Annotated in this window: 23 protein-coding genes; 17 read left to right on the top strand and 6 right to left on the bottom strand. The window is 37.0% G+C overall.

The window, feature by feature from the left end:
- Window positions 1-23 precede the first annotated feature (23 nt).
- Window positions 24-419 carry a VOC family protein gene (locus KYG33_RS00750; protein WP_077414774.1) on the top strand — a complete coding sequence of 132 codons (396 nt, stop codon included), beginning with the start codon at window positions 24-26 and terminating at the stop codon, window positions 417-419.
- Between the two features lie 176 nt (window positions 420-595).
- Here KYG33_RS00750 and KYG33_RS00745 read toward each other — a convergent pair whose 3' ends face one another.
- The 4 genes from KYG33_RS00745 to KYG33_RS00730 all read right to left on the bottom strand — a co-directional run bounded on the left by KYG33_RS00745 (window position 596) and on the right by KYG33_RS00730 (window position 4,908).
- The gene (locus tag KYG33_RS00745) at window positions 596-1,543 is read right to left on the bottom strand and encodes an alpha/beta fold hydrolase (protein ID WP_219072489.1); all 948 of its coding nucleotides are present in this window, start codon (window positions 1,541-1,543) and stop codon (window positions 596-598) included.
- A gap of 157 nt (window positions 1,544-1,700) precedes the next feature.
- Window positions 1,701-2,099 (bottom strand): ACT domain-containing protein, encoded by a 399-nt coding sequence (locus KYG33_RS00740; protein ID WP_219072488.1) that lies wholly within the window; start codon window positions 2,097-2,099, stop codon window positions 1,701-1,703.
- 471 nt (window positions 2,100-2,570) lie between these two features.
- Window positions 2,571-3,224 (bottom strand): response regulator transcription factor, encoded by a 654-nt coding sequence (locus tag KYG33_RS00735; protein WP_175627210.1) that lies wholly within the window; start codon window positions 3,222-3,224, stop codon window positions 2,571-2,573.
- On the bottom strand, window positions 3,202-4,908 hold the full coding sequence (locus KYG33_RS00730; protein ID WP_257468872.1) for a sensor histidine kinase: 1,707 nt from the start codon (window positions 4,906-4,908) through the stop codon (window positions 3,202-3,204). The genes KYG33_RS00735 and KYG33_RS00730 overlap by 23 nt, the downstream gene beginning before the upstream one ends.
- A 715-nt stretch (window positions 4,909-5,623) precedes the next feature.
- Here KYG33_RS00730 and KYG33_RS00725 point away from each other — a divergent pair.
- The 9 genes from KYG33_RS00725 to KYG33_RS00685 all read left to right on the top strand — a co-directional run bounded on the left by KYG33_RS00725 (window position 5,624) and on the right by KYG33_RS00685 (window position 14,483).
- Complete coding sequence (locus KYG33_RS00725) at window positions 5,624-6,811, top strand: FAD-dependent oxidoreductase (RefSeq protein WP_180565622.1); 1,188 nt, start codon at window positions 5,624-5,626, stop codon at window positions 6,809-6,811.
- Between the two features lie 14 nt (window positions 6,812-6,825).
- Window positions 6,826-8,595, top strand: coding sequence for a flavin monoamine oxidase family protein (locus tag KYG33_RS00720; RefSeq protein WP_219072487.1), 1,770 nt, complete (start codon window positions 6,826-6,828; stop codon window positions 8,593-8,595).
- Between the two features lie 302 nt (window positions 8,596-8,897).
- Window positions 8,898-9,719 (top strand): 3-methyl-2-oxobutanoate hydroxymethyltransferase, encoded by an 822-nt coding sequence (gene panB, locus KYG33_RS00715; protein WP_077414786.1) that lies wholly within the window; start codon window positions 8,898-8,900, stop codon window positions 9,717-9,719.
- 17 nt (window positions 9,720-9,736) lie between these two features.
- The gene (locus KYG33_RS00710) at window positions 9,737-10,699 is read left to right on the top strand and encodes a helix-turn-helix domain-containing GNAT family N-acetyltransferase (RefSeq protein WP_219072486.1); all 963 of its coding nucleotides are present in this window, start codon (window positions 9,737-9,739) and stop codon (window positions 10,697-10,699) included.
- A 3-nt stretch (window positions 10,700-10,702) separates the two neighbouring features.
- The gene (locus tag KYG33_RS00705; protein WP_077414790.1) at window positions 10,703-11,113 is read left to right on the top strand and encodes a DUF2000 domain-containing protein; all 411 of its coding nucleotides are present in this window, start codon (window positions 10,703-10,705) and stop codon (window positions 11,111-11,113) included.
- Between the two features lie 12 nt (window positions 11,114-11,125).
- On the top strand, window positions 11,126-11,350 hold the full coding sequence (locus KYG33_RS00700; RefSeq protein WP_219072485.1) for a PaaI family thioesterase: 225 nt from the start codon (window positions 11,126-11,128) through the stop codon (window positions 11,348-11,350).
- A 23-nt stretch (window positions 11,351-11,373) separates the two neighbouring features.
- Window positions 11,374-11,526 carry a hypothetical protein gene (locus tag KYG33_RS00695; RefSeq protein ID WP_219072484.1) on the top strand — a complete coding sequence of 51 codons (153 nt, stop codon included), beginning with the start codon at window positions 11,374-11,376 and terminating at the stop codon, window positions 11,524-11,526.
- Between the two features lie 293 nt (window positions 11,527-11,819).
- On the top strand, window positions 11,820-12,959 hold the full coding sequence (locus KYG33_RS00690; protein ID WP_219072483.1) for a vWA domain-containing protein: 1,140 nt from the start codon (window positions 11,820-11,822) through the stop codon (window positions 12,957-12,959).
- A gap of 69 nt (window positions 12,960-13,028) precedes the next feature.
- Entirely contained in the window at window positions 13,029-14,483 is a 1,455-nt protein-coding gene (locus tag KYG33_RS00685) for a sigma 54-interacting transcriptional regulator (protein ID WP_219072482.1), read from the top strand.
- Between the two features lie 131 nt (window positions 14,484-14,614).
- Here KYG33_RS00685 and KYG33_RS00680 read toward each other — a convergent pair whose 3' ends face one another.
- Window positions 14,615-15,022: a YybH family protein gene (locus tag KYG33_RS00680; protein ID WP_077414798.1), complete on the bottom strand. Its 408-nt coding sequence runs from the start codon at window positions 15,020-15,022 to the stop codon at window positions 14,615-14,617.
- A 1-nt stretch (window position 15,023) separates the two neighbouring features.
- Complete coding sequence (locus tag KYG33_RS00675) at window positions 15,024-15,272, bottom strand: hypothetical protein (protein WP_077414800.1); 249 nt, start codon at window positions 15,270-15,272, stop codon at window positions 15,024-15,026.
- Window positions 15,273-15,440: 168 nt separating this feature from the next.
- On the opposite strand from KYG33_RS00675, the gene KYG33_RS00670 reads away from it, so the two are divergent.
- The 7 genes from KYG33_RS00670 (at window position 15,441) to arsB (ending at window position 21,320) form a co-directional block, all read left to right on the top strand.
- On the top strand, window positions 15,441-16,265 hold the full coding sequence (locus tag KYG33_RS00670; RefSeq protein ID WP_219072481.1) for a GyrI-like domain-containing protein: 825 nt from the start codon (window positions 15,441-15,443) through the stop codon (window positions 16,263-16,265).
- A gap of 70 nt (window positions 16,266-16,335) precedes the next feature.
- Entirely contained in the window at window positions 16,336-17,457 is a 1,122-nt protein-coding gene (locus KYG33_RS00665) for an agmatine/peptidylarginine deiminase (RefSeq protein ID WP_219072480.1), read from the top strand.
- A 199-nt stretch (window positions 17,458-17,656) separates the two neighbouring features.
- Window positions 17,657-18,601, top strand: coding sequence for an MBL fold metallo-hydrolase (locus KYG33_RS00660; RefSeq protein ID WP_219072479.1), 945 nt, complete (start codon window positions 17,657-17,659; stop codon window positions 18,599-18,601).
- A 182-nt stretch (window positions 18,602-18,783) separates the two neighbouring features.
- Window positions 18,784-19,113, top strand: a complete 330-nt coding sequence (locus tag KYG33_RS00655; RefSeq protein ID WP_047384082.1) for an ArsR/SmtB family transcription factor — start codon at window positions 18,784-18,786, stop codon at window positions 19,111-19,113.
- Window positions 19,114-19,175: 62 nt separating this feature from the next.
- Entirely contained in the window at window positions 19,176-19,649 is a 474-nt protein-coding gene (locus tag KYG33_RS00650) for a DUF6428 family protein (RefSeq protein WP_077414806.1), read from the top strand.
- A gap of 22 nt (window positions 19,650-19,671) precedes the next feature.
- A complete protein-coding gene (locus KYG33_RS00645) occupies window positions 19,672-20,283 on the top strand; it encodes a protein-tyrosine-phosphatase (protein ID WP_077414808.1) in 612 nt (203 codons plus the stop codon).
- A 2-nt stretch (window positions 20,284-20,285) separates the two neighbouring features.
- A complete protein-coding gene (gene arsB / locus KYG33_RS00640; protein ID WP_219072478.1) occupies window positions 20,286-21,320 on the top strand; it encodes an ACR3 family arsenite efflux transporter in 1,035 nt (344 codons plus the stop codon).
- Window positions 21,321-21,356 lie beyond the last annotated feature (36 nt).

Raw genomic sequence — 21,356 nt, 5'->3', positions numbered from 1 at the left:
TTAGTTTAAACAAAAAATACCTTATGAAACTTACCTCATTAAGACTCATCAGCAAAGACATCAAAGCGGCAGTAGAATTTTACGAACAAATCATGGGAGCAACAGCCAGATGGTATACTGAAGATTTTGCAGAACTCTCTGCAGATTCCATAACCATTGCAATCGGAAGTATCCGGACGATGCAAATGTTTTCAGAAGGTCTTACCCAATTTGCGGGAACAAAATCAACCATTATTGAATTTATGGTTAAAAATGTAGATGAAGAATATGAAAGAATTAAAAGTTTAGCCTCCGAAATTATCCAGAAACCTACAACAATGCCTTGGGGAAACAGATCACTTTTGTTCTGTGATCCGGATGGAAATCTGATTAACTTTTTTACTCCGGTAACTGTGGAAGCTGTGCAAAAATTCAGCTAAGCCACCCCTTCAATAAAAAATAAAAAGAGGCTGCCTCAAAGGTCAAATAAATTGACTTTTGTCATTCTGACGAAGGAAGAATCTTATTAGTAACCGAACATATTAGATTCTTCACTCCATTTCATTTCATTCAGAATGACACTTTTGAGACAGTCTCTTTTTGTTATAATTAAAATCTATTTCCCGAGGAACTCAATTGCTTTCCCTACAAAAGTATCATGGTATTGATAGAAAGAAGCATGTCCTGAATCCGGGAAAATCACCAATTCTGCCTGATCTAAATTCTGCGCCATATTTTTAGCATTCTGAACAGACACCGGAAGGTCATTTTCACCATGAACAATCAGTACTGGGTTCTTGATCTTTTGTATTTCTGTAAGAGCATCAGCGTTAGGTTGAGCCCAGGCCAATACGGCAGTAAATTGCGAGTTAGAAGCAGCATCATTTAACGGAAGGTCTCTGTCTGTAGTACGAAGCTGAACTCTTGCAAAAGATGCTTTTCCTTCTGCAATACTTTGAGCCGATTCTGTAAATCCAAATTTTAGATAGGAAGCTTCCGGGCTTAATCCGGCTGTTCCTGCAATAATATTAGGTAGATTAGACAACCCGATTGCCCCCTGCGGACCTGTTCCGGTTAAAATCACTTTATTAATCAGTGAAGGATGGGTCAGTACGATTCTCTGAGCAATAAACCCACCCATGGAAAATCCCATGATATTCACTTTGTTCAGGTTCAATGCATTGATAAAATCGACAGCATCATCAGCCATTGCCTGAACGGTATTGGGAGTAATTCCCTTTGAAGAAGCAACTCCTTTATTGTCGAAGATAATTACTTTGTATTTCTTTGCCAGTCCATCCGTCACGGCAGGATCCCAATCGTCCATTGACCCACCCAATCCCGGCAGAAGCACCAATGGAATTCCATCTTCTTTTCCTAAAACACGGTATGCAATGGCATTTCCTTTAACGTTTATGAATTGGGTTTTGGCAGTTTGGTGGTTTCTGTTTTGTACCTCCTGTACCGTGGGAGGCTCATTTTCTTCAGTGCAGGAAACTGTCACTACGGTAAAAAGAGTTAAGCATAATAGGCTAACGGCTGAGATTTTTCTGATTGCTTTCATTGTAGTTTATTTTTGTTTGATTATGGTGCAAACATAAAACACAAAAACAGGCAGAACACTCAAAAGCTTTCTCAACAGGGCATTTTAGGAATTCGATTAGACATTTTTGAAGGTGAAAATGATAAGTGGAAAGTGTAAGATCATTTTTTGAAACTTCTTAAACCATTTTCAATGCATGAAGAGCTTTCATTGCTTTTTCAGCATCTTCTTTTGCAATAAAAATATGATCATGAAAATAAGCAGCAACTACATTACAACTGATATTTTCCTGTTTCAGGGCATTTGCAAAGGCCGCAGTGAGCCCTACAGCTTCCAGGGAAGAATGAATATTCAGAGTAATCCATGAAGCAATATAACTGTAGATCATACTCCATTCATTTGCCGTCCCTTTTTTCAAAACAACAGTAACCGCTTCAGTTTCCCGAAAGAAAAACAAAACCTTGTCTATATCCGGTATCTCACTCAGGTTTTCAACAGTACAAAATACATATTCTCCGGCATTTAATACCGGTTCCATGTTCTGAAGCAGAACAGCCAAATCTTTTTCTCCTGTCATCTTTTTGAATACAAAACTAAGATATACATGACAGCATCTGCTTATCAAATGATAAAAAACAAAAAAGAAGGCTGTGCGCCTCCTTTTTGTTTTGTAATTGTAACCGTCAACTGAACCTCTTTATATGTATTTGTGTTTTTTTCATTTGGCCTTTTAAGAAGCCCAATTAAGGTTATTCATCACTCAATTAATTTCATCAGTGTTTTATTAATTTCATCATTTGTGTCTTTATAACTATCATTTATTAATTATATAGTTATAATCATTTGTTGTTTTTTGTATGAAATTTAAAATTTGAATAAGCATTTTTGATTTACTCTTTTCATTACTTAAATCTCACAGTACAAAGGAACAACATTACAAAATAAAATCCTCTATAAACCCCATCGATACATCTCGACCCTCTTATAGATATTTATCGATAAAATTAAATTCTCTGACAATAAGAAGTGAAAAATATCCTAAAGACTGCTATAGTTTATGATGTGTTTTAATGAGATCCACCAGCTCAACCATGTTCTCTATCTTCAGTTTTTCAAAGATATTTTTTTTGATTGTGCTTACTGTATTCTGTTTGATATTCAAGCTGTTTGAAATTTCCAGGTTTCCATATCCTTCGGCATAAAGTTCTGCAATCTGCAGTTCCCGTTTGGTCAGACTGTTGAGAGGGCTTATCAGATCCGGATTGTAAACAAGCTGCACCAATAGATTCCTTAAAAGACCAGAAAAATACTCTCCCTTCTCTATAAAAGTTGTGATAGCTTCCCTTACCTCTTCCTCTTCACTCATTTTGCTCAGGTAGCCGTTAGCGCCCGCTTTGATAAATTTAAGGCCATGCAGTTCCTCTTCAAGTCCTGTAAAAATTAAAACTTTAAGATCAGGATTTACACTTTTCATCTGAGGCAGAATATGCAGACTGTTTCCGTCCGGGAAATGTGCGTCAATGATGGCCATCTCAACCCCTTTTGATTCTATCAGCTCCAATACCTGATGTAAGGATGATGTCTGAAACACTTTAGCGTTGGGAACAATATCACTGATAACAATTTCCATTCCCTGGCGCACAATACTGTGATCGTCTGCCAGCAGGAAAATAATCTCTTTATTTTGAATTGATGTTTCCATTATTATTACTATTTAAGTTGATCCTGAATGTCACTTTCGTTCCTTTGTGCAGTTTACTTTCCACCGATATATCACCATCGAAAAGCTCTACGATTTCCTTTACCAGGTTAAGACCAAGTCCTGCTCCCAGATTATCTACCTCATCAGATACCATTCCCTGATAGTAAGGATCGAAAATTTTACCCAAATCAGATTCTGATATCCCCACTCCGGTATCTCCTACCGTGGTAATTAAGGAAATTTGGTTTTCTCCTATAGATTCTGTAGCCATCACGAGATCAATCTGTCCGTTTTCTGTAAACTTATTGGCATTCCCCAGAATATTCATAAAAATCTGGTTGATTCTTATATTATCAGAATATACCACCAGCTCTTCAGGAATTCTGTCTGTTACCACAAACCTGTTATTTCTGGTTTCCAGATAAGGAGTAATTACCTTCACAATAGAACTGATCTCATCTTTAAGATTGAAAACTGATTTTATAAGTTCTTTTTCAGCATTCTCATTTTTTGTGTATTCCAGAATCTGGTTAGATTGCAGAAGCAGAGTACTGTTGGTAAACTTGATAGATTTAAGATAATCCTTTATTGTTTCATCCTCTGTAGTTCTGTGAATCTTATCTATAAAAATATTGATGATTTTTAACGGAGATCTGAGATCGTGGCTCAACATTCCCAGAATTCTGTTTTTAAAATTAAGGTTCTTTTTAATCTCTTTATTAGCGGCATCCAGTTTTTGTTCATAAATAAATGCCATTCTTGTAAAATACATGATCAGAATGGATACAATAAACATAAGAATCATCAATCCCAATACCAGATACGTTCTAATCCTGTTATTATTAGAACTCTGCTCGTTATATTCTTTTTCCAGTTCAGTTTTAAAATCTTTGATAGCATTTTCGTACACTTCTATTAAGCCGTTACTATACACCAGCAGTTTACTGAAATTGCTGTAAAACTGTAGGTTGCTCTTCTGTTTTTGGGCAGCAAGCATCTGTACTTTCTTTACTTCAGCAGCATAATGCTTATCCATAGACTTTATTGTGTTGTCCATTTTAGATTTAACCTGAGAAAGATCCAGCGTTTTGTTGTTGGTCATTGTGATCACCGTACTTTCTTTCTGAACATCCACTTTCCCTGTTACAGCATCTTTTAAACGGCCAAAAAAACCTTTCTTTTTAACAGTGTCTGCATAGGTGCGGGTTTGAATCTTGAAATCTTCAAAATCATTTTTATATTTGGTAGGTTCATACTGCTTATCCTCAATTTTTGACGGTGGATTAAGAGAAGTCTGGTATACTGAGTCTATCAATGTTTTCAGTTTCGCCGTTTTCAGGGTGTCCTGCCTGTGAACTGCCAGATTTTTTTTCAACCTCGGACTTGTATTTTCATATTCACCAATCTTATCGAAATTGATTTTAAGTTTTCTCAACGACTGAAAATATAACTGCAGTTCTTTATTATTCTGAGTAGCCATATATTTCTGAAGATGTTCCTGGGCATCCAGAAAATCTTTCCTCGAATTATCTGTCAGTCCACCCAATGCACGGCTTTCCTCAAGCTGATCTTTAATAAATTTCAGCTTCTTCCCGTTGACAAATTCGTTATAAAAAAATATGGCGATGATGACCTGTATCAATAAAATACAGAGGATCAATGAGTAATGAACGAGTTTTCTCAATTTAAAATTTAAGAATTTATATTTCATATTTCTTTATCAGTTAAATTAATTTCCTGACTATATAAGTCCATGAGATATTAGCCTTCAACAATATACCATTATTTTCAACAATTTCGTAATAGCCGTATATCATCTAACTTGCAAAGTTAAATTAATTTTTGTCTTCTTATAATAATGAATATTTGACAAAACCCACAGAATTTAATTTTTTTCTATATCAAAACGCCATATAAATATTCAGTTTTATTTACGTAAAACCATTTTTTTATATCAATTGCAAAAAATTAGGGCTCAGTAAAATATTCTGTATCTGCCTATTTTATTGTATCTAGCGAATAACAAATAATCAATAACGTGTGAAAAAACAATAGATACCCAATCATTATTTCAGTCATTTTGAAAGATCAGGGCTCCATTGCTGAACACGTTTGTATACCATTAAGTATTTCTACTAGATACCACAATTGGTCATTTACACTCTAAGAACATATATTCTCTTCTTTGTTACTTTGAAATGCTTATTAATAGTGACAATATTCAATGGAAAACCAGAATATGCACATGTACCGGCAGATTCGTCTCTATACTTAATCTATCGCAGCAGATGGGACACAGAGATTATTGAAGATCAGTAGTGGTGGTACATTCCTTCATTTTGATGTCTTTACTTTTCTGTATCTCTTCAATACGATTATAAAAAATAAAACAATAACCTATGATTACAGAAAACTACGACGTAATTGTCATTGGCGGAGGAGCAATAGGCCTTGCAACGGCCTACCATCTCGGCCAGCGCCAGGCCAAGACGTTGGTATTGGAACAATACACCTTTGTGAATCAGCTGGGCAGCTCTGCGGGGGTATCCCGTCAGTTCCGGATTCCCTATCCGGATGAATATATGGTACAAATGGCTTTGGATTCCCAACCTTATTGGGATGAGTTTCAAAAAAAGACTGATACCCAATTGCTCGATAAAGTAGGTACCCTCTGGTTTGGAGATCCTGAAGTACATTCTACCGAAGGAAATATTGCTGAAGCAGAGAAAGCTTTAGAAGCTTTAGGTGTTTCCTATACAAACTTAACTTCAAAGCAAATTGAAGAGCAGTATCATTTCAAAAACCTGCCGGACAATTATGTAGGACTGTTTCAGCCTGATGGGGCCAGCATTAATTTTAAAGCAACTATTGAAACGCTTCTAAGTCTTTGCCAGAAAGAAGAAACCGTAGAGCTCAGAGAAGATTCTCCTGTGCTTGAGATCAAACAAAATGGTGAACTTTTTGAGCTTACCACTCCCAACGGAATTTATATCGCCAAAAAACTGGCCATTATTCCCGGACCATATATAAACAGTGTTATCAACCTACTTGATTTTAAAATAGAAGCTACCTACTGGAATATGTCTTCTGCTTATTTCAAAAAGACTGATCCTGCAATACAATACCCAACCTGGTTTGTGTTCCAGAATGCAACGGGAGATAACGGCAATCAGTTTTACGGTTTTCCTTCTGTTGAATGGGACCATCCGGAATATATCCGCGTAGCACCGGATTTTGTCATCGAGCCTTTGGAGGAACCCAATGACAGAACATTGATTCCGAACCCGAAGGAACTCGCCTATACTTCCCAATGGATACAAAACCATATGACGGGTCTGAATATTGAACCGGAATATACTTCAACATGTCTTATCGCTTTGAGCACAATTCCCAATAAAGAATTACTGATTGATTTTGCTCCTTCTTATGTCCCCAATCATAAAAACATTGTGATTTATGCCACAGGATGGGCCGCAAAATTCACCCCTTTCTTAGGTAAAATCATGTCTGATCTTGCATTAGACGGACATACCAATTTTGACATTACTCCATTCCGATTAGGATATAAATATTTCTTAGCACTTTAAAAAATTATAAAACCATGAATCAAAAAAACGTAAATAAAGATACACCGCTGTATCCGGGAATGCAGCCCGATCTGAAAGTAGAAGTAGCCATTATTGGTGCCGGAACTTCCGGACTCTATACAGCTTTCCGTTTGGTAACCGATAATAAGTATAAGGCTCACGAAGTACAGGTCTTCGATATGAGTAACAGATTGGGCGGAAGACTGGAATCCGTAGTCATGCCGGGAATGAATTTCTGGGGTGAGCTTGGAGGAATGCGTTACCTGACTTCTCAGGAAATTGTAACCACATTGATAGAGGGTTATCCATTGAAAGAGGATCCAAACAAAAGAACACCTGTATTAAAAGATAAGATGACCCCTGTTGAGTTCCCTATGGGTGAACCGGAAAAACTTCTGATGTACATCAGAAAAGAACGTTTCAAACAAAATGCATGGACAGAAGAACAGAAACACGATAGCAAACTGATTACCCGTTATTATCTGAATGAAGGGGATGAAGGCTTCAGCTCTGACCAGCTATTTAATAAAATCATTTACAATGTTTTAATGTCAGATGCATGGGTCGCAGAAAACTATAAAGAACTGATCATTGCAGATCCTAATGGTTATGATTACTCTTTCAAACTGACCAGCAGAGACTGGGATACCATCAAACCAAGAATGGTTTACAATTTCCCGGGTTCCCCTTATGATAAACGTCTGGTAAATGATATCGGTTTCTGGAATTTAATCAAGGACCAGGTTTCTCAGGAAGGTTATGAGTTTTTGGCCAATGCCGGAGGATATTATTCCAATACCATCAACTGGAATTCTGCTGAGGCATTTCCGTATATGGTAGGAGATTTTTCTGCCGATACTACCTACAAAACCATTGAAGAGGGATATGACAGCATTGCTTATGCAATAGCCAACACTTATATGGAACATGAAGGAGCTCGTATCTGGTCTGAAAATAAACTGATTACCTTCACCAAAGACCACCATTTGATCCATACTCATAAATATGAACTTACTTTCCTGAATATACAAAGCAATACAACCTGGAAAGTATATGCCAATTCCATAGTATTGGGTATGCCAAGAAAATCTCTTGAACTTCTGGATCAGAATAATTTCTTTTTCGATGCTAGCAGACATCAGAAACTGAATGAAAATATCCGTTCTATTATTATGGAGCCTGCATTTAAAATCCTGATGGGCTTTGACCGTCCTTGGTGGAGAGATCTTGATATTTATTCCGGGCATTCTATTACGGACTTACCTATGAGACAATGCTACTATTTCGGTACTGATGCTGAGAATAATAATTCAATGCTGCTGGGAAGTTACGGTGATATGGAAACGGAAACTTTCTGGAAAGCGCTTTCTGATGACAAAGTTCTTTTCAAAGTAAGAGCGAACAAGTCTACATCCATGGAAGAATTACACAAATTTGATGATGTTCAGGCCACTGAGTTCATGGTCAACGAATTGATAAACCAATTGAAAGAATTGCATGGTATAGATATTCCACAACCTTATATAACCTATTTCAGAGACTGGACAGACGATCCTTATGGCGCAGGATATCATGCCTGGAAAGCAGGTTTCTCAGTGAAAGATGTCATGCCTTATATGAGAAAACCACTGGTGGATGAGCAAATCCACATTATCGGGGAAGCCTATTCTGATCAGCAAGGCTGGGTGGAAGGCGCCTTCTGTGAAGCGGAAAAAATGCTTCAGACCCATTTTAAATTAGACTGGCCGTACTGGCTGGATCATGAATATTATTTAGGATGGTAATCTTGAATATATAATAATAATAATAATAATAATAATAATAATAAGTAAGATGATGTGTATCAATAAAGCTCCGGATTATTTCGGAGCTTTATTATTCCTGTATTTACAGTAAATTATTGCCCAGACAATCTTCTGTGGGATCTTTTTATGACATTATTTTAAATACAATTAATAATTTTAATTCAATACATTCATCTTGGTAATTATTAATTCATTACATTTGTATAACTGGTTATATAATTAGTTATTTTGTAATGCTTATATAAAGTACAGGAACTTAGTGTAAAACAAAAAACATAAAAATGTCAGTTCATAAAAAAGAAGATAAGAAAAAGATTACCACGCTTCAATTAAAAAAAATGAAGGAGAAAGGCGAAAAAATAAGTGTTTTGACGGCTTATGATTATACTACTGCGAAGATCATTGATGAAGCAGGAATTGATGTAATCATTGTGGGAGATAGTGCATCCAATACAATGATCGGAAATCCAACGACATTAAGCATCACCTTAGACCAAATGATCTATTATACAAAATCAGTAGTGAATGGTAGCAAAAGAGCGTTGGTGATCGCTGATATGCCATTTGGAACCGTATCTGGAAATCCCATGAAATCTCTTGATGCAGCTATCCGCATGATGCAGGAAACTGGTGCAGATGCTATTAAGATTGAAGGTGGAGCAGAAATCAGGGAGGATGTAAAAAAAATAATTGATGCCGGTATTCCTGTAATGGCTCATTTAGGGTTAATGCCTCAATCTATCAATAAATATGGAACGTATGCTGTAAGAGGAAAAGATGAAGACGAAGCAAAAAAACTGATAGAAGATTGCCATTTAATGGAAGAATTAGGAGCATTTGGAATACTGCTTGAAAAAATACCTGCTGATCTTGCTACTCAAATTTCTCAACAAATATCTATCCCAACAATAGGAATCGGTGCGGGTGTAGGCACAGACGGACAGGTATTGGTTATACAGGATGTAATGGGAATGAACAAAGATTTTTCACCCAAATTTTTAAGGCGTTACGCAGACCTGTATACCGTAATGACAGAAGCTGCACAGCATTATATAGATGATGTAAAAACAATGAATTTCCCTGCCAAAACTGAGAGTTATTAATAAAAAAATCTTGAAATATGGACTTATTCAACAGAACAGGTAAAATGGCGTTAGGCAGCAGGCTCCGTTTGCTGACAGCAAAAGTGACCGAAGATGCCACTAAAATTTATGAGTTGTATAATGTAGAAAACTTTTCGCCCAAATGGTTTCCTGTATTTTTTGTATTGCATGAAGAAAGCAATCAAACCATTACTGAGATTGCCGAACAAATTGGACACTCTCAACCTTCAGTAACAAAAATTATCAAGGAAATGCTGAAGGCAGGATTGGTTGAGGATAACCTTAAATCAAGTGATAAGAGAAGAAATATCGTAGGCTTAACTGCGGAAGGTAAACAACTCGCAGAGAAAATGGTAACAATACAATGTGCAGATATAGATCTTGCTATTGACCGGATTATTGAAGAAGCTACACATAATCTCTGGGAAGCCCTTGCAGAATGGGAGCACCTTTTTGAACAGAAATCCTTGCTTTCCAGAGTAAAAGAACAGAAAAAGGCTCGCGAAAGTAAAAATGTAAAGATCGTTGATTATGATCCGAAATACCAATCTGCATTCAAAGCACTTAATGAAGAGTGGATCTCTACTTATTTTGTAATGGAAGATGCCGATTATAAGGCATTGGATAATCCTGAAGAATACATTTTAAATAAAGGAGGAAAGATTCTTGTCGCACTCTATAATGATGAACCGCTTGGGGTCTGCGCTCTTATCAAAATGGATGAACTTGATTATGATTTTGAGCTGGCAAAAATGGCCGTTTCCCCAAAGGCACAGGGAAAAAATATAGGCTGGCTGCTGGGACAGGCAATCATCAGCAAAGCAAAAGATTCCGGAGCATCAAAAATATATCTTGAAAGTAATACCCTACTGAAACCCGCCATTAATCTGTATTACAAACTGGGTTTCCAGAAAGTAACCGGACGGTCAACTCCCTATCAGCGCTGTAATATTCAAATGGAATTAAATGTAAACAATTAAAATATGTATGATAAAAAAGTAGCCATCGTTATCAAAGACGACCTGTTACCATGGCAAAAACTTAATGTTGTTTCTTTTTTGGCCGGAAGTATTGCAATCGAATTTCCGGAAACCCACGGTGATAAATTCGTGACAGCTGACCATGAGGAATTTCTGCCTTTTATAAAGCATCCTACCCTTGTCTATAAAGCAGACAGTACAGAAAAGCTTCAAAGGGCATTCCACCGCTCAAGAGACCGTGAGCTGGCCATTGGAATTTATACCCGACAGCTCTTTGATACAAGATCTGGTGAAGAAAATGTTCTTGAAATAGCAAAACATACTTCAGATAATCTGGATCTGGTTGGTATTATCATGTATGGCGAAAATAAAAAGGTAGATAAAGCTTTGGATGGACTAAAATATCATGAATAAAAACCAATCATTATGTACGATAGAATAAAACAGAGTTTTGACAAACAGGGGATCATGAAAACAATTGGTGCCCAATTAGAAGAAGTACAACAAGGACAGGCTAAAATTACCTGCAAGTTTTCTGAACATCTGACCCAGCACAACGGTTTTTTTCATGCAGGCGTTCTGACAACCATTGTAGACAGTGCCTGCGGATATGCCGCTCTAACAACGATGCCCGAAAATTCCAATGTCTGACAGTAGAATTCAAAGTTAATTTTATGAAACCTGCCAATACAGATAAACTTGTGGCCATTGGAAAAGTTCTGCAGACAGGAAGAACACTTACCATTTGTGAGGGTTACGTCTATGATCAAAAAGAGGAAAAGCTCATTGCAAAAATGACAGCCACCATGATAGCCATCCATTCATAAAAATCAATTTTCTCCAATAATTTAAAATGTACAAATCTTTATTTGTACATTTTTTAATATCAATCTATGGTAAAGAATACTTTAGATTTTATTACAACAATACGTTATTATATTCTTATTCCATATCACCACCATTAGTTTTTTCTATTTCTCTGGAGGAATCTTCAAGTGATATTTTCCTAACTTTTCAGTTTGAAACAAAGTAAAGGTATACAGAATACTTCAGGCAGTTTCATTGTATGATCAACTGAAATATTCAAAACCCAATAACAGCAAAACAGCTTCATCATCTTATGACAGATAAAAATTTTAATCCTCAGAAAGGCTTTATATTCAGTAAACATGTGCCGGAGGAAATATCACATTTTGACCGGGTCTTTGATGTTTTCAAAGATTTGCTCACCCATACCTCCGGAGATCTTGAGGAAGCCTTTGAATGGCTTGATATGCTAGATAAGGAATATGACATTTTCGACGAGGAATACACCCTTCAGGATTTTGAAGAAGATTTGAAAAAAAGAGGTTATATCAAAGAGGAAGATCCTGAAGAAGGCAATACCGGAAGTGGAAAAGGTAAAAATATATTAACTCCAAAACTGGAAGCTGCCCTTCGTGAATATGCTTTAGATCAAATATTTGGAAAGCTGAAGAAAAACGGAGCAGGAAATCACCGTACCAGCAAAACAGGAATTGGTGACGAACGCGATGGTGAAAACCGTTCCTTCCAATATGGAGACGATCTAACAGCTGTAAACATGACTGAAAGCTTAAAAAATGCCCAGATCAATAACGGAATTTCAGACCTGCGTATTACGGAAGACGATCTCATTGTAGAAGAAACCAAACATAAGGCACAAATGAGTACCGTCCTCATGATTGACATCAGCCACTCTATGATCTTATATGGTGAGGACCGTATTACACCAGCGAAAAAGGTTGCCATGGCACTTGTAGAACTGATTAAACGGAAATACCCCAAAGATTCCATTGATATCATCGTTTTTGGAAATGAAGCATGGCCCATCAAGATCAAAGACCTTCCCTATTTAAAAGTAGGGCCTTACCATACCAATACTGTAGCCGGTCTGGAGCTGGCAATGGATATTCTCCGCAGAAAAAGAAATACCAACAAACAGATTTTTATGATCACCGACGGAAAACCGAGCTGCATTCAGCTGCCAAGCGGTGAGTTTTATATGAACAGTTTTGGTCTGGATGAAAAGATTGTTACCCAATGTCTCAACAGAGCAGCACAGGCCAGAAAATTGAAAATCCCCATCACTACTTTTATGATTGCCCAGGACCCCTATCTGCGTCAGTTTGTAGAAGAGTTTACCGCTCAAAACAAAGGAAAAGCATTTCTGACAGGGCTATCAGGTTTAGGACAAATGATCTTCGAGGATTACGAAAAAAACAGAATAAGAAGAATATAGAGGTCGGATTTCAGACTTCATCAAAGCATTACAAGAAAAATCTTACCAGATAATTAGCAGTACAAGAAAATGAAAAACGATATTACATTCAAAGAATTAAAAGATTCCGGTTATACCCATAAAACGATTAATGAGGAAATCCAGGCGAACCTGATTACCAGGATTAAAGCTAAAGAACCTGTATTTGAAGGACTTTGGGGATATGAAGACACGGTGGTTCCCCAATTGAAAAAAGCCATTCTTGCCGGCCACCACATCAATTTATTGGGATTACGCGGACAGGCAAAAACAAAAATCGCAAGAAGCATGGTCAATCTGCTTGATGAGTATATGCCTATTGTAAAAGGCTCTGAGATCAATGACAGCCCATTCCTGCCCATTTCAAAATTTGCCAAAGATCTCATTGCAGAACTGGGTGATGAAACTCCGATTTCATGGGTACACCGCTCCCATCGTTTCTATGAAAAATTAGCAACTCCGGATGTGAATGTGGCTGATTTAATTGGAGATATAGACCCCATCAAAGCGGCTACTTTAAAATTACCATATTCCGACGAACGTGTTTTGCATTACGGAATGATCCCACGTGCCAACCGTTCTATTTTTGTTTTAAATGAACTTCCGGATTTACAGGCACGCATCCAGGTTTCCCTGTTTAATATTTTGCAGGAAGGTGATATTCAGATCCGCGGTTTCCAGCTGAGAATGCCTCTTGATATTCAGTTTGTTTTCACAGCCAATCCTGAAGATTATACCAACAGAGGAAGTATTGTAACGCCATTGAAAGACAGAATAGGGTCTCAGATTTTCACCCACTATCCAAAAACAATTGCTCTTGCTCGCCAGATTACAGAGCAGGAAGCATTGATTTCTGCTGAAGATAAAGCACAGATACAAATTCCTGACCTGGCGAAAGATCTTTTAGAGGAAGTCGCTTTTGCAGCACGCATCAGTGAATATGTAGATGCAAAAAGTGGTGTGAGTGCCCGTCTGACCATCAGCGCTATGGAAAACTTAATTGCAGCCGCTAAATTACGTTTGATTGAATCCGGAGCTGAGCGAACCACTGTCCGTCTGCTTGATTTTATGTCGATCATTCCATCCATCACAGGAAAAATTGAACTGGTTTACGAAGGAGAACAGGAAGGCGCTGATTATGTTGCCAAAATATTAATTGACAAAGCGGTGATGACCCAATTTGAAAGTCTCTTCCCGCGTATCTCCAAACTGGAAAAAGAAGGGATCAAAACACCTTATACCGACCTGATCAGATGGTTTAATAAAAATCATCTGGAGCTTAATTATAATGATACCGATGAAGAGTTTTATGCTAAACTCGATAAGATTGCTCCTCTGGCAGCCGTGGTGGAAGAAAATACGTCTGAACTGAGTCCGGAAGATCAGAATTTCTGTAAAGAATTAGTATTGTGGGCATTGACTATCAGCAATAAAATTGATAAGTCTGAAAATCAAAATACCTTTACTTTTGATTCACCTGGAATTGGTCAGTTTTTACGCAATTAAAAATCAGTATCCAATAGATTAAATATAAAAACCTTCAGAACAGTTCTGAAGGTTTTTTATTTTGTTTCTGAAAGACTTTGTCCCAACCCTTGTCAAGGTTTGAAACCTTGCCAAGGGTCAGAAATCAGACTTTATACCATATTATCATTTTTAAGTATAGCAGCTCCAAAAGGATTGTCAACCAGCCACAGCCACTCCCCGTTTTCATTTCTTTTCATAATGCACGAAGTATGACCGGTCATGTGTATAGAATGTCCATTCGGAGCAATTCCTGTCATTTCCCACTGATCAACCCACATCGCAAGATCATTCACAACGGTCACATGGGAAACTTCTCCCTGAATATCCAGCTTTAACCTGCAGATTTCATTCATGGCCAATTCTATCTGTTCAAGACCTCTCAGCTCCTTCCCTTCTCTGTCTATATAGACTGCTTCAGGATGAAAACAGCTTAATGCTCCTGCAACATCTCCGTTTTTTATACAATCGCGGAAATAAGCTACTGCACCAGCTTCTGTTTGTCGGTTAAATTCCTGCATTTTATTTCAGATTTCTGGAGTTCAGTTCTTCTTCTAATTGTTTCTTGTTTTTATTCCAGCGGCTGGCAATAGAACCTACAAAAAATAATGGCAAAACGGTCAAAAATCCAAAGCCGCCAGTTATAGTGCTATAAATCGAAATACCTACCATTACTCCCAGAAGCACAGCATTGAGAATATTATTGGATTTGATTTCTTTTTTCTTTTCTAATAATTCATGATCTGTTAATTGTGATAATTCTTTTTCCATGGTTTATTTCAAGTTTTTTGGTCGGTTTTTGGTTTTTAAAATGGCAAAAATTTTTATGCTGAAATTTATTTTTACCGAAAGCTAAAATACAATATTGCTAAGACATTTTTTTATTTCTTTTATTTGTAAATTATTTCCAGCTGTTTATTTCTGAAAATTTCAAAGCTTATGGAAGACAACCTGAATTCTATTTACAGAGTTATCAATTTCATGGAAAAGAATTATGACCGGCCTGTTTCTGTAAAGGAACTGGAAGATATCTCACATTATTCTTACCGGAATATCCAGCGTATTTTTAAGTACAGCTGCGGAGAAACAATAGGTGCTTTTCAGCAAAGATTAAAGGTAGAAAATGCTTATAAACGGATTCTTTATACCCAGGAAAATCTCACCTCTATTGCTATTGAAGTAGGTTTTTCCAATATCGCTTCTTTTTCCAAAGCTTTTAAACAGCATTTCGGGATTTCTCCAAAAGCAGCAAGATTAAGTAAGGAAAAACTTTTATGTGAAGACGAGATCATTCCGATAACATCTGATGAACTGCTGGAGCCGGAGATTGTCTATCTTAAATCATTGCAGGTATACTATCAGAGTATTAAAACCTATTATAACAACGAAGAAATTGAAGTACTGTGGAAAAAATTTATGGAAAATAAGTTTCCCGATTCCGGAACAGAATATTTTGGCGTAATAGCAGACGAACCCTTGATTAAAACAGAAATCAACTGCCGGTATGATGCATGTTCTTCTGTACAGTCTATCAACAAAAAACTGCCTTCAAAAACAATATTTGGAGGGAAATATGCCCGCTTTACCCATACAGGCAGCTATGAAACAATAGACGAAACATATACTAAAATCTATTCCCGCTGGATTTTTAATTCCGGTCTTGAATTTTCACACGCTCCTATCATAGAAAAGTACGAAAGACATGCTGACAATGAAGATAAACAGGAAAATCAGTTAACTTATATTTTACTGCCTTTGAAGTAAGTTGTCAATTTGGGACAAGTTTTCACATTTTTATCGATCTAATTTTGCCCTGTTAAAAAATCAACCAATTATGCAAAAAAAGAAAATCATGTCACTGTTATTACCAGCTATTTTACTTTCCTGTTCTCAGACACAATTACCAGAACCTCCAGATACAACAAATCCCGGTGCTGCTGCTTACAAAATGCCTGAAGAATCAGCTCCACACGAAGGAACATGGCTTCAATGGCCTCACCATTATCAGTATGGAACGACTTACCGTAACCGATTGGATGCAACCTGGGTAGCAATGACCAAAGAACTTGTACAAAGTGAAAAAGTTCATATCATTGCTTACGACAGTATAGAAAAAGCTCGTATCACAGGGTTATTAAACAATGCAGGAGTTCCCCTTACCAATATCAATTTCAAGCTTTATCAGACAGATGATTTTTGGGTAAGAGATAATGGCCCCATTTATGTAAAGGATCAAAATGGCCAGCTATACATTCAGGACTGGGGATTTAACGGCTGGGGTAACAAAGCCGATTACAGCAGGTGTAATGCAATTCCTTCAAAAATAGCGACAGACACCAATATACCTAAAATCAACCTCAATTCTGTGATGATCAATGAAGGCGGAAGTGTAGAAATTGACGGAAACGGAGTATTGATGGCCTGTAAAAGTTCCATCCTTAATAACAACAGAAATCCTGGGATGACGCAACAACAGGCAGAAGCTATTTTTACCAAAAACCTAGGCGTAACTAAATTTATCTGGCTGAATGGAAAAGCGGGTCTTGATATCACCGATATGCATATTGACGGTTTTGCCCGATTTGCAAATTCATCTACTATTATCACAATGAATCCTAATGATCTTAACTACTGGCAGGTTCCTGACGGCGACATTGATAAATTATATGATGCTACTGCAAAAAATGGTTCTCCTTACCAGTTTGTAAAAGTTCCGTTAACCAGAAATGATGTGATAACCACTTACGGAAAAAATGTAGGCCGTGCTTCTTACATCAATTATTACATCGCAAACAACCGCGTATTGGTCCCTAATTATAATGATCCGAATGATGCCGTTGCCAACAATATTATCCAACAGCTGTATCCCGGTAAACAGGTTGTTGGAATAGACTGCCGTAATTTATTTGCCAATGGCGGAATGGTACATTGTGTAACGCAGCAGCAACCGCAATAAAATAATTTTCCAAATAGAAAAGTCTGCCGATTGTTCGGCGGGCTTTATTCATTTATAAGACAAAGTATTATCTAGTCAGATTTTAAAATACTTACCCGAATTATGCTCTATTTGTTAATACAACTGAAAGGCAGTCGCCAAAAAATAACGTAAATTTGCTCTGTCCATCAAGTAAAGGATGGTTTCCAGTGTAAGTATTATGAAAAAAACAGCAGTTTCTTTATTAGCTCTTCTTCTGAATATTATTTGCCATGCACAAAATTTTGATGTCATTCCCTTAGGGATTTATGGTGGAGAGCAGGAAGACAATTTATCAGCCTATCTGGTAGGCGCTCCGAAAGACAATGCATTTCTCTGCCTTGATGCCGGTACTGTAAATGCAGGAATACGAAAAGCTATTCAACTGAAAAGTCTTGACGGATCTGCAGAAACAGTTCTCAAGGATCAGATAAAAGGATATTTTGTATCCCATGGTCATTTGGATCATTTATCAGGGCTTATCATCAATTCTCCGGCAGATTCTAAAAAGGATATTTTCGCTATAGCTCCGGTGATTCAGATTTTACAAAATCACTATTTCATCACGGATACCTGGATTAATTTTGCCGATCAGGGTCAAAAACCTATCCTTGGAAAATACCATTATAATGAACTTCAGGAAGGAACTGAAATCCCGGCTCACAAAACTCCGTTTTTTATAACAGGATATGAACTGAGCCATGTAAATCCTTATAAAAGCAGTGCTGCACTGGTAAGAAGAGATGATCATTATCTTCTTTATCTGGGCGATACAGGTGCTGACCGCATCGAAAAGTCCGACCGTCTTGATCTCCTTTGGAATACTATCGCTCCTCTTGTTAAAAAAAGACAGCTGAACACCATATTAATAGAAGTTTCTTTCCCAAACAGCCAGCCTGAACATCTGCTGTTTGGCCACCTTACTCCTAATCTGTTGATTGAAGAATTAAGCAAACTGAAAGAAAAGACAGGACAAAGCAGCCTTGAAAGCCTCAGTATTGTAATTACCCATAGAAAACCAACTGGTGATAACCCTGAACTTATCAAAAAGGAACTCTTGAAAAACAATCCTTTAAAAGTAAATTATATTTTCCCGGAACAAGGCAAAAAGATTAGTTTACCATAAAACAAATCAAAAGATGAAGCATATCCCTGTTTCATCTTTTTTATTTTCGACATTACAACTTATCAATAATTTTAACTAACTGCAAATCAGCTACTTAAAAACAAATCGCTAAAATTAATTAAGTTTTTCATGTTTATCATATTTTAATATCGTAATATTGCAATATTAAAATAAAAAAAATAATGGGAGTTACTAAAACAGAAATCTATACTGACGAACAAAACAGATTAGCTTCCCTTCTTAAAGTTTTGGGACATCCTGCCAGAATAGCTATTTTACAATATATTATTAATCAAAAGGCATGCATCTGTAATGATTTGGTTGAAGAGCTTGGTTTGGCTCAGGCTACTATCTCGCAACATTTAAAAGAGCTGAAGAATATCGGAATCATCAAAGGTTCAATTGAAGGAAAATCAGTATGCTACTGTATTAATGAAAGTACCTGGAAACAATTTCAAAACGAATTCAACCTGTTTTTTAATCAGGATGTTACGATAAAACAATGCTGTTAAGGCATTTTTTTTGAACAACATAATCGTAATATTGCAATATAACACTAATAAATTTTAATCTAATGAAACTATCCGAAATCAAAAAAATCCTTCCGACACTGGAAAATGTAGAATTTCAATTGGAAAACGGCACTTTTGTACCTGAGCATTTCCATGTAACAGAAGTAGGTCAGATTACAAAAAACTTCATAGATTGTGGCGGTGTAATCCGAAATGAAAAGGCGGTCAACTTTCAGCTATGGGATGCTGATGATTATGAACACCGTCTGAAACCGGGAAAACTGCTGCATATCATTCAACTTTCTGAAGAAAAACTGGGAATAGAAAATTCAGAAATTGAAGTAGAATATCAGGGAGAAACTATCGGTAAATATGATCTGGAATTTAACGGTAAAAATTTTGTCCTGAAAAACAAAACAACAGCCTGTCTTGCTCAGGAAGCATGCGGAATTCCTTCTGAAAAACAAAAGAAAAATCTTTCTGAATTGTCTGCAAACCCAACATCAGCTTGCAATCCGGCTTCAGGCTGCTGCTAATTAAACCTTATAAAATAGATAGATGTATCAAGAATTATTAAACACGGTTCAATCTTTACAATGGGAAAATATAGAGACCAGCAGAAAAGAGATTCTGGAACCATTGATTAGCTACATTCAGCAAAAAGTAAATGAGGGAAAGGAAGTCAATCTGAATTTTATCTGCACGCACAATTCGCGCCGTAGTCATTTGACGCAGGTTTGGGCACAGGCAGCGGCTGCTTTTTTTACGATCCCGGGAGTTCATAGCTACTCCGGAGGTACGGAAACAACGGCATTATTCCCCAAGATAGCAGAAACTTTAGCTGAGCAGGGTTTTACAGTATTCAGTATTGCAATTTCAGATAATCCCATATATGCCATAAAATATGATGACAATACCCTCCCCGTTATAGGTTTTTCAAAAAAATATGACAGTCCTTTCAATCCCGTTTCCGGATTTGCAGCAATTATGACCTGTTCGCAGGCAGATGGCGGATGTCCGTTCATCCCCGGAGCAGAAAAAAGAATTCCTATCACATTTGAAGACCCAAAAGTTTCAGACAATACCCCTGAACAAACAGGTGTATATACAAAGCGAAGCTTACAAATTGCAGAAGAAATGTTCTATGTTTTTTCTAAAATCAAAAAATAATCATGCAGCCAAGATTAAAGTTTCTGGATCGTTATCTCACGTTATGGATATTCATTGCGATGGGTTTGGGGATTTCTTTGGGACATTTGTTTCCTTCTATTCCTAACCTCATCAATTCCCAGTCTGTAGGAACTACCAATATTCCTCTGGCAATAGGACTCATTCTTATGATGTATCCCCCATTGGCAAAAGTTGACTATTCTCTTCTGCCATTGGCATTTAAAGATAAAAAAGTAATTGGGGTTTCTTTATTGCTCAATTGGATTATTGGTCCTACTCTGATGTTCGGTCTCGCGATCCTCTTTTTAAGGAATGAACCTGATTATATGGCAGGTCTGATTCTTATCGGGCTGGCAAGATGTATTGCTATGGTCATCGTCTGGAATGATCTGGCCAAAGGAAACAGAGAATATGCGGCGTTGTTGGTTGCCTTAAACAGTATCTTTCAGGTGTTTACATACAGCTTTATGGTGTGGTTATTTATTAATGTACTGCCCACTCAATTAGGTCTGGCCAATTTCAATGTAAATGTGTCTGTGAAAGATATTACTGAAAGTGTCCTTATATACCTTGGAATTCCTTTTTTAGCGGGTTTTCTCAGTCGTTATTTTCTGATAAAATCTAAAGGAGAGGAATGGTACAACAGAAAATTCATTCCAAAAATATCACCCGTTACGCTGTATGCTTTATTGTTTACAATCATACTGATGTTTAGCCTAAAAGGCTCAAAAATACTGGAACTGCCTGCAGATGTAATTAAAGTAGCGCTCCCCCTGATGATCTATTTTATTCTGATGTTTTTCGTGAGTTTTATGATCAATAAGTCATTAAAAATACCTTATGATAAAAATGCATCTATAGCCTTTACAGCCACCGGAAACAATTTTGAACTGGCCATTGCTGTTGCAATCTCTGTCTTCGGAATCCATTCTCCACAGGCATTTGTAGGAGTGATTGGCCCTTTGGTAGAAGTTCCGGTGCTAATACTTCTTGTAAAAGCAAGTTTATTATTAAAAAAGAAATGGTATCATGATTAATCTGGCAGGAAGAATAATAAAAGCTTCACTAAATTT

The sequence above is a fragment of the Chryseobacterium sp. D764 genome, from assembly GCF_019317325.1.
Classification (GTDB): Bacteria; Bacteroidota; Bacteroidia; order Flavobacteriales; family Weeksellaceae; genus Chryseobacterium.
This window is presented reverse-complemented; position numbering and strand designations above follow the sequence as displayed.

Bases quoted from the DNA above. Each gene is read 5' to 3' on its own strand.
- KYG33_RS00660 (WP_219072479.1), top strand. From the start codon at position 17,657: ATGAAAAAAACAGCAGTTTCTTTATTAGCTCTTCTTCTGAATATTATT.
- KYG33_RS00680 (WP_077414798.1), bottom strand. From the start codon at position 15,022: ATGCAGGAATTTAACCGACAAACAGAAGCTGGTGCAGTAGCTTATTTC.
- KYG33_RS00685 (WP_219072482.1), top strand. From the start codon at position 13,029: ATGAAAAACGATATTACATTCAAAGAATTAAAAGATTCCGGTTATACC.
- panB (WP_077414786.1), top strand. From the start codon at position 8,898: ATGTCAGTTCATAAAAAAGAAGATAAGAAAAAGATTACCACGCTTCAA.
- KYG33_RS00700 (WP_219072485.1), top strand. From the start codon at position 11,126: ATGTACGATAGAATAAAACAGAGTTTTGACAAACAGGGGATCATGAAA.
- KYG33_RS00650 (WP_077414806.1), top strand. From the start codon at position 19,176: ATGAAACTATCCGAAATCAAAAAAATCCTTCCGACACTGGAAAATGTA.
- KYG33_RS00665 (WP_219072480.1), top strand. From the start codon at position 16,336: ATGCAAAAAAAGAAAATCATGTCACTGTTATTACCAGCTATTTTACTT.
- KYG33_RS00740 (WP_219072488.1), bottom strand. From the start codon at position 2,099: ATGACAGGAGAAAAAGATTTGGCTGTTCTGCTTCAGAACATGGAACCG.
- KYG33_RS00705 (WP_077414790.1), top strand. From the start codon at position 10,703: ATGTATGATAAAAAAGTAGCCATCGTTATCAAAGACGACCTGTTACCA.
- KYG33_RS00670 (WP_219072481.1), top strand. From the start codon at position 15,441: ATGGAAGACAACCTGAATTCTATTTACAGAGTTATCAATTTCATGGAA.
- KYG33_RS00690 (WP_219072483.1), top strand. From the start codon at position 11,820: ATGACAGATAAAAATTTTAATCCTCAGAAAGGCTTTATATTCAGTAAA.
- KYG33_RS00710 (WP_219072486.1), top strand. From the start codon at position 9,737: ATGGACTTATTCAACAGAACAGGTAAAATGGCGTTAGGCAGCAGGCTC.
- arsB (WP_219072478.1), top strand. From the start codon at position 20,286: ATGCAGCCAAGATTAAAGTTTCTGGATCGTTATCTCACGTTATGGATA.
- KYG33_RS00675 (WP_077414800.1), bottom strand. From the start codon at position 15,272: ATGGAAAAAGAATTATCACAATTAACAGATCATGAATTATTAGAAAAG.
- KYG33_RS00655 (WP_047384082.1), top strand. From the start codon at position 18,784: ATGGGAGTTACTAAAACAGAAATCTATACTGACGAACAAAACAGATTA.
- KYG33_RS00735 (WP_175627210.1), bottom strand. From the start codon at position 3,224: ATGGAAACATCAATTCAAAATAAAGAGATTATTTTCCTGCTGGCAGAC.
- KYG33_RS00695 (WP_219072484.1), top strand. From the start codon at position 11,374: ATGAAACCTGCCAATACAGATAAACTTGTGGCCATTGGAAAAGTTCTG.
- KYG33_RS00750 (WP_077414774.1), top strand. From the start codon at position 24: ATGAAACTTACCTCATTAAGACTCATCAGCAAAGACATCAAAGCGGCA.
- KYG33_RS00645 (WP_077414808.1), top strand. From the start codon at position 19,672: ATGTATCAAGAATTATTAAACACGGTTCAATCTTTACAATGGGAAAAT.
- KYG33_RS00725 (WP_180565622.1), top strand. From the start codon at position 5,624: ATGATTACAGAAAACTACGACGTAATTGTCATTGGCGGAGGAGCAATA.
- KYG33_RS00720 (WP_219072487.1), top strand. From the start codon at position 6,826: ATGAATCAAAAAAACGTAAATAAAGATACACCGCTGTATCCGGGAATG.
- KYG33_RS00745 (WP_219072489.1), bottom strand. From the start codon at position 1,543: ATGAAAGCAATCAGAAAAATCTCAGCCGTTAGCCTATTATGCTTAACT.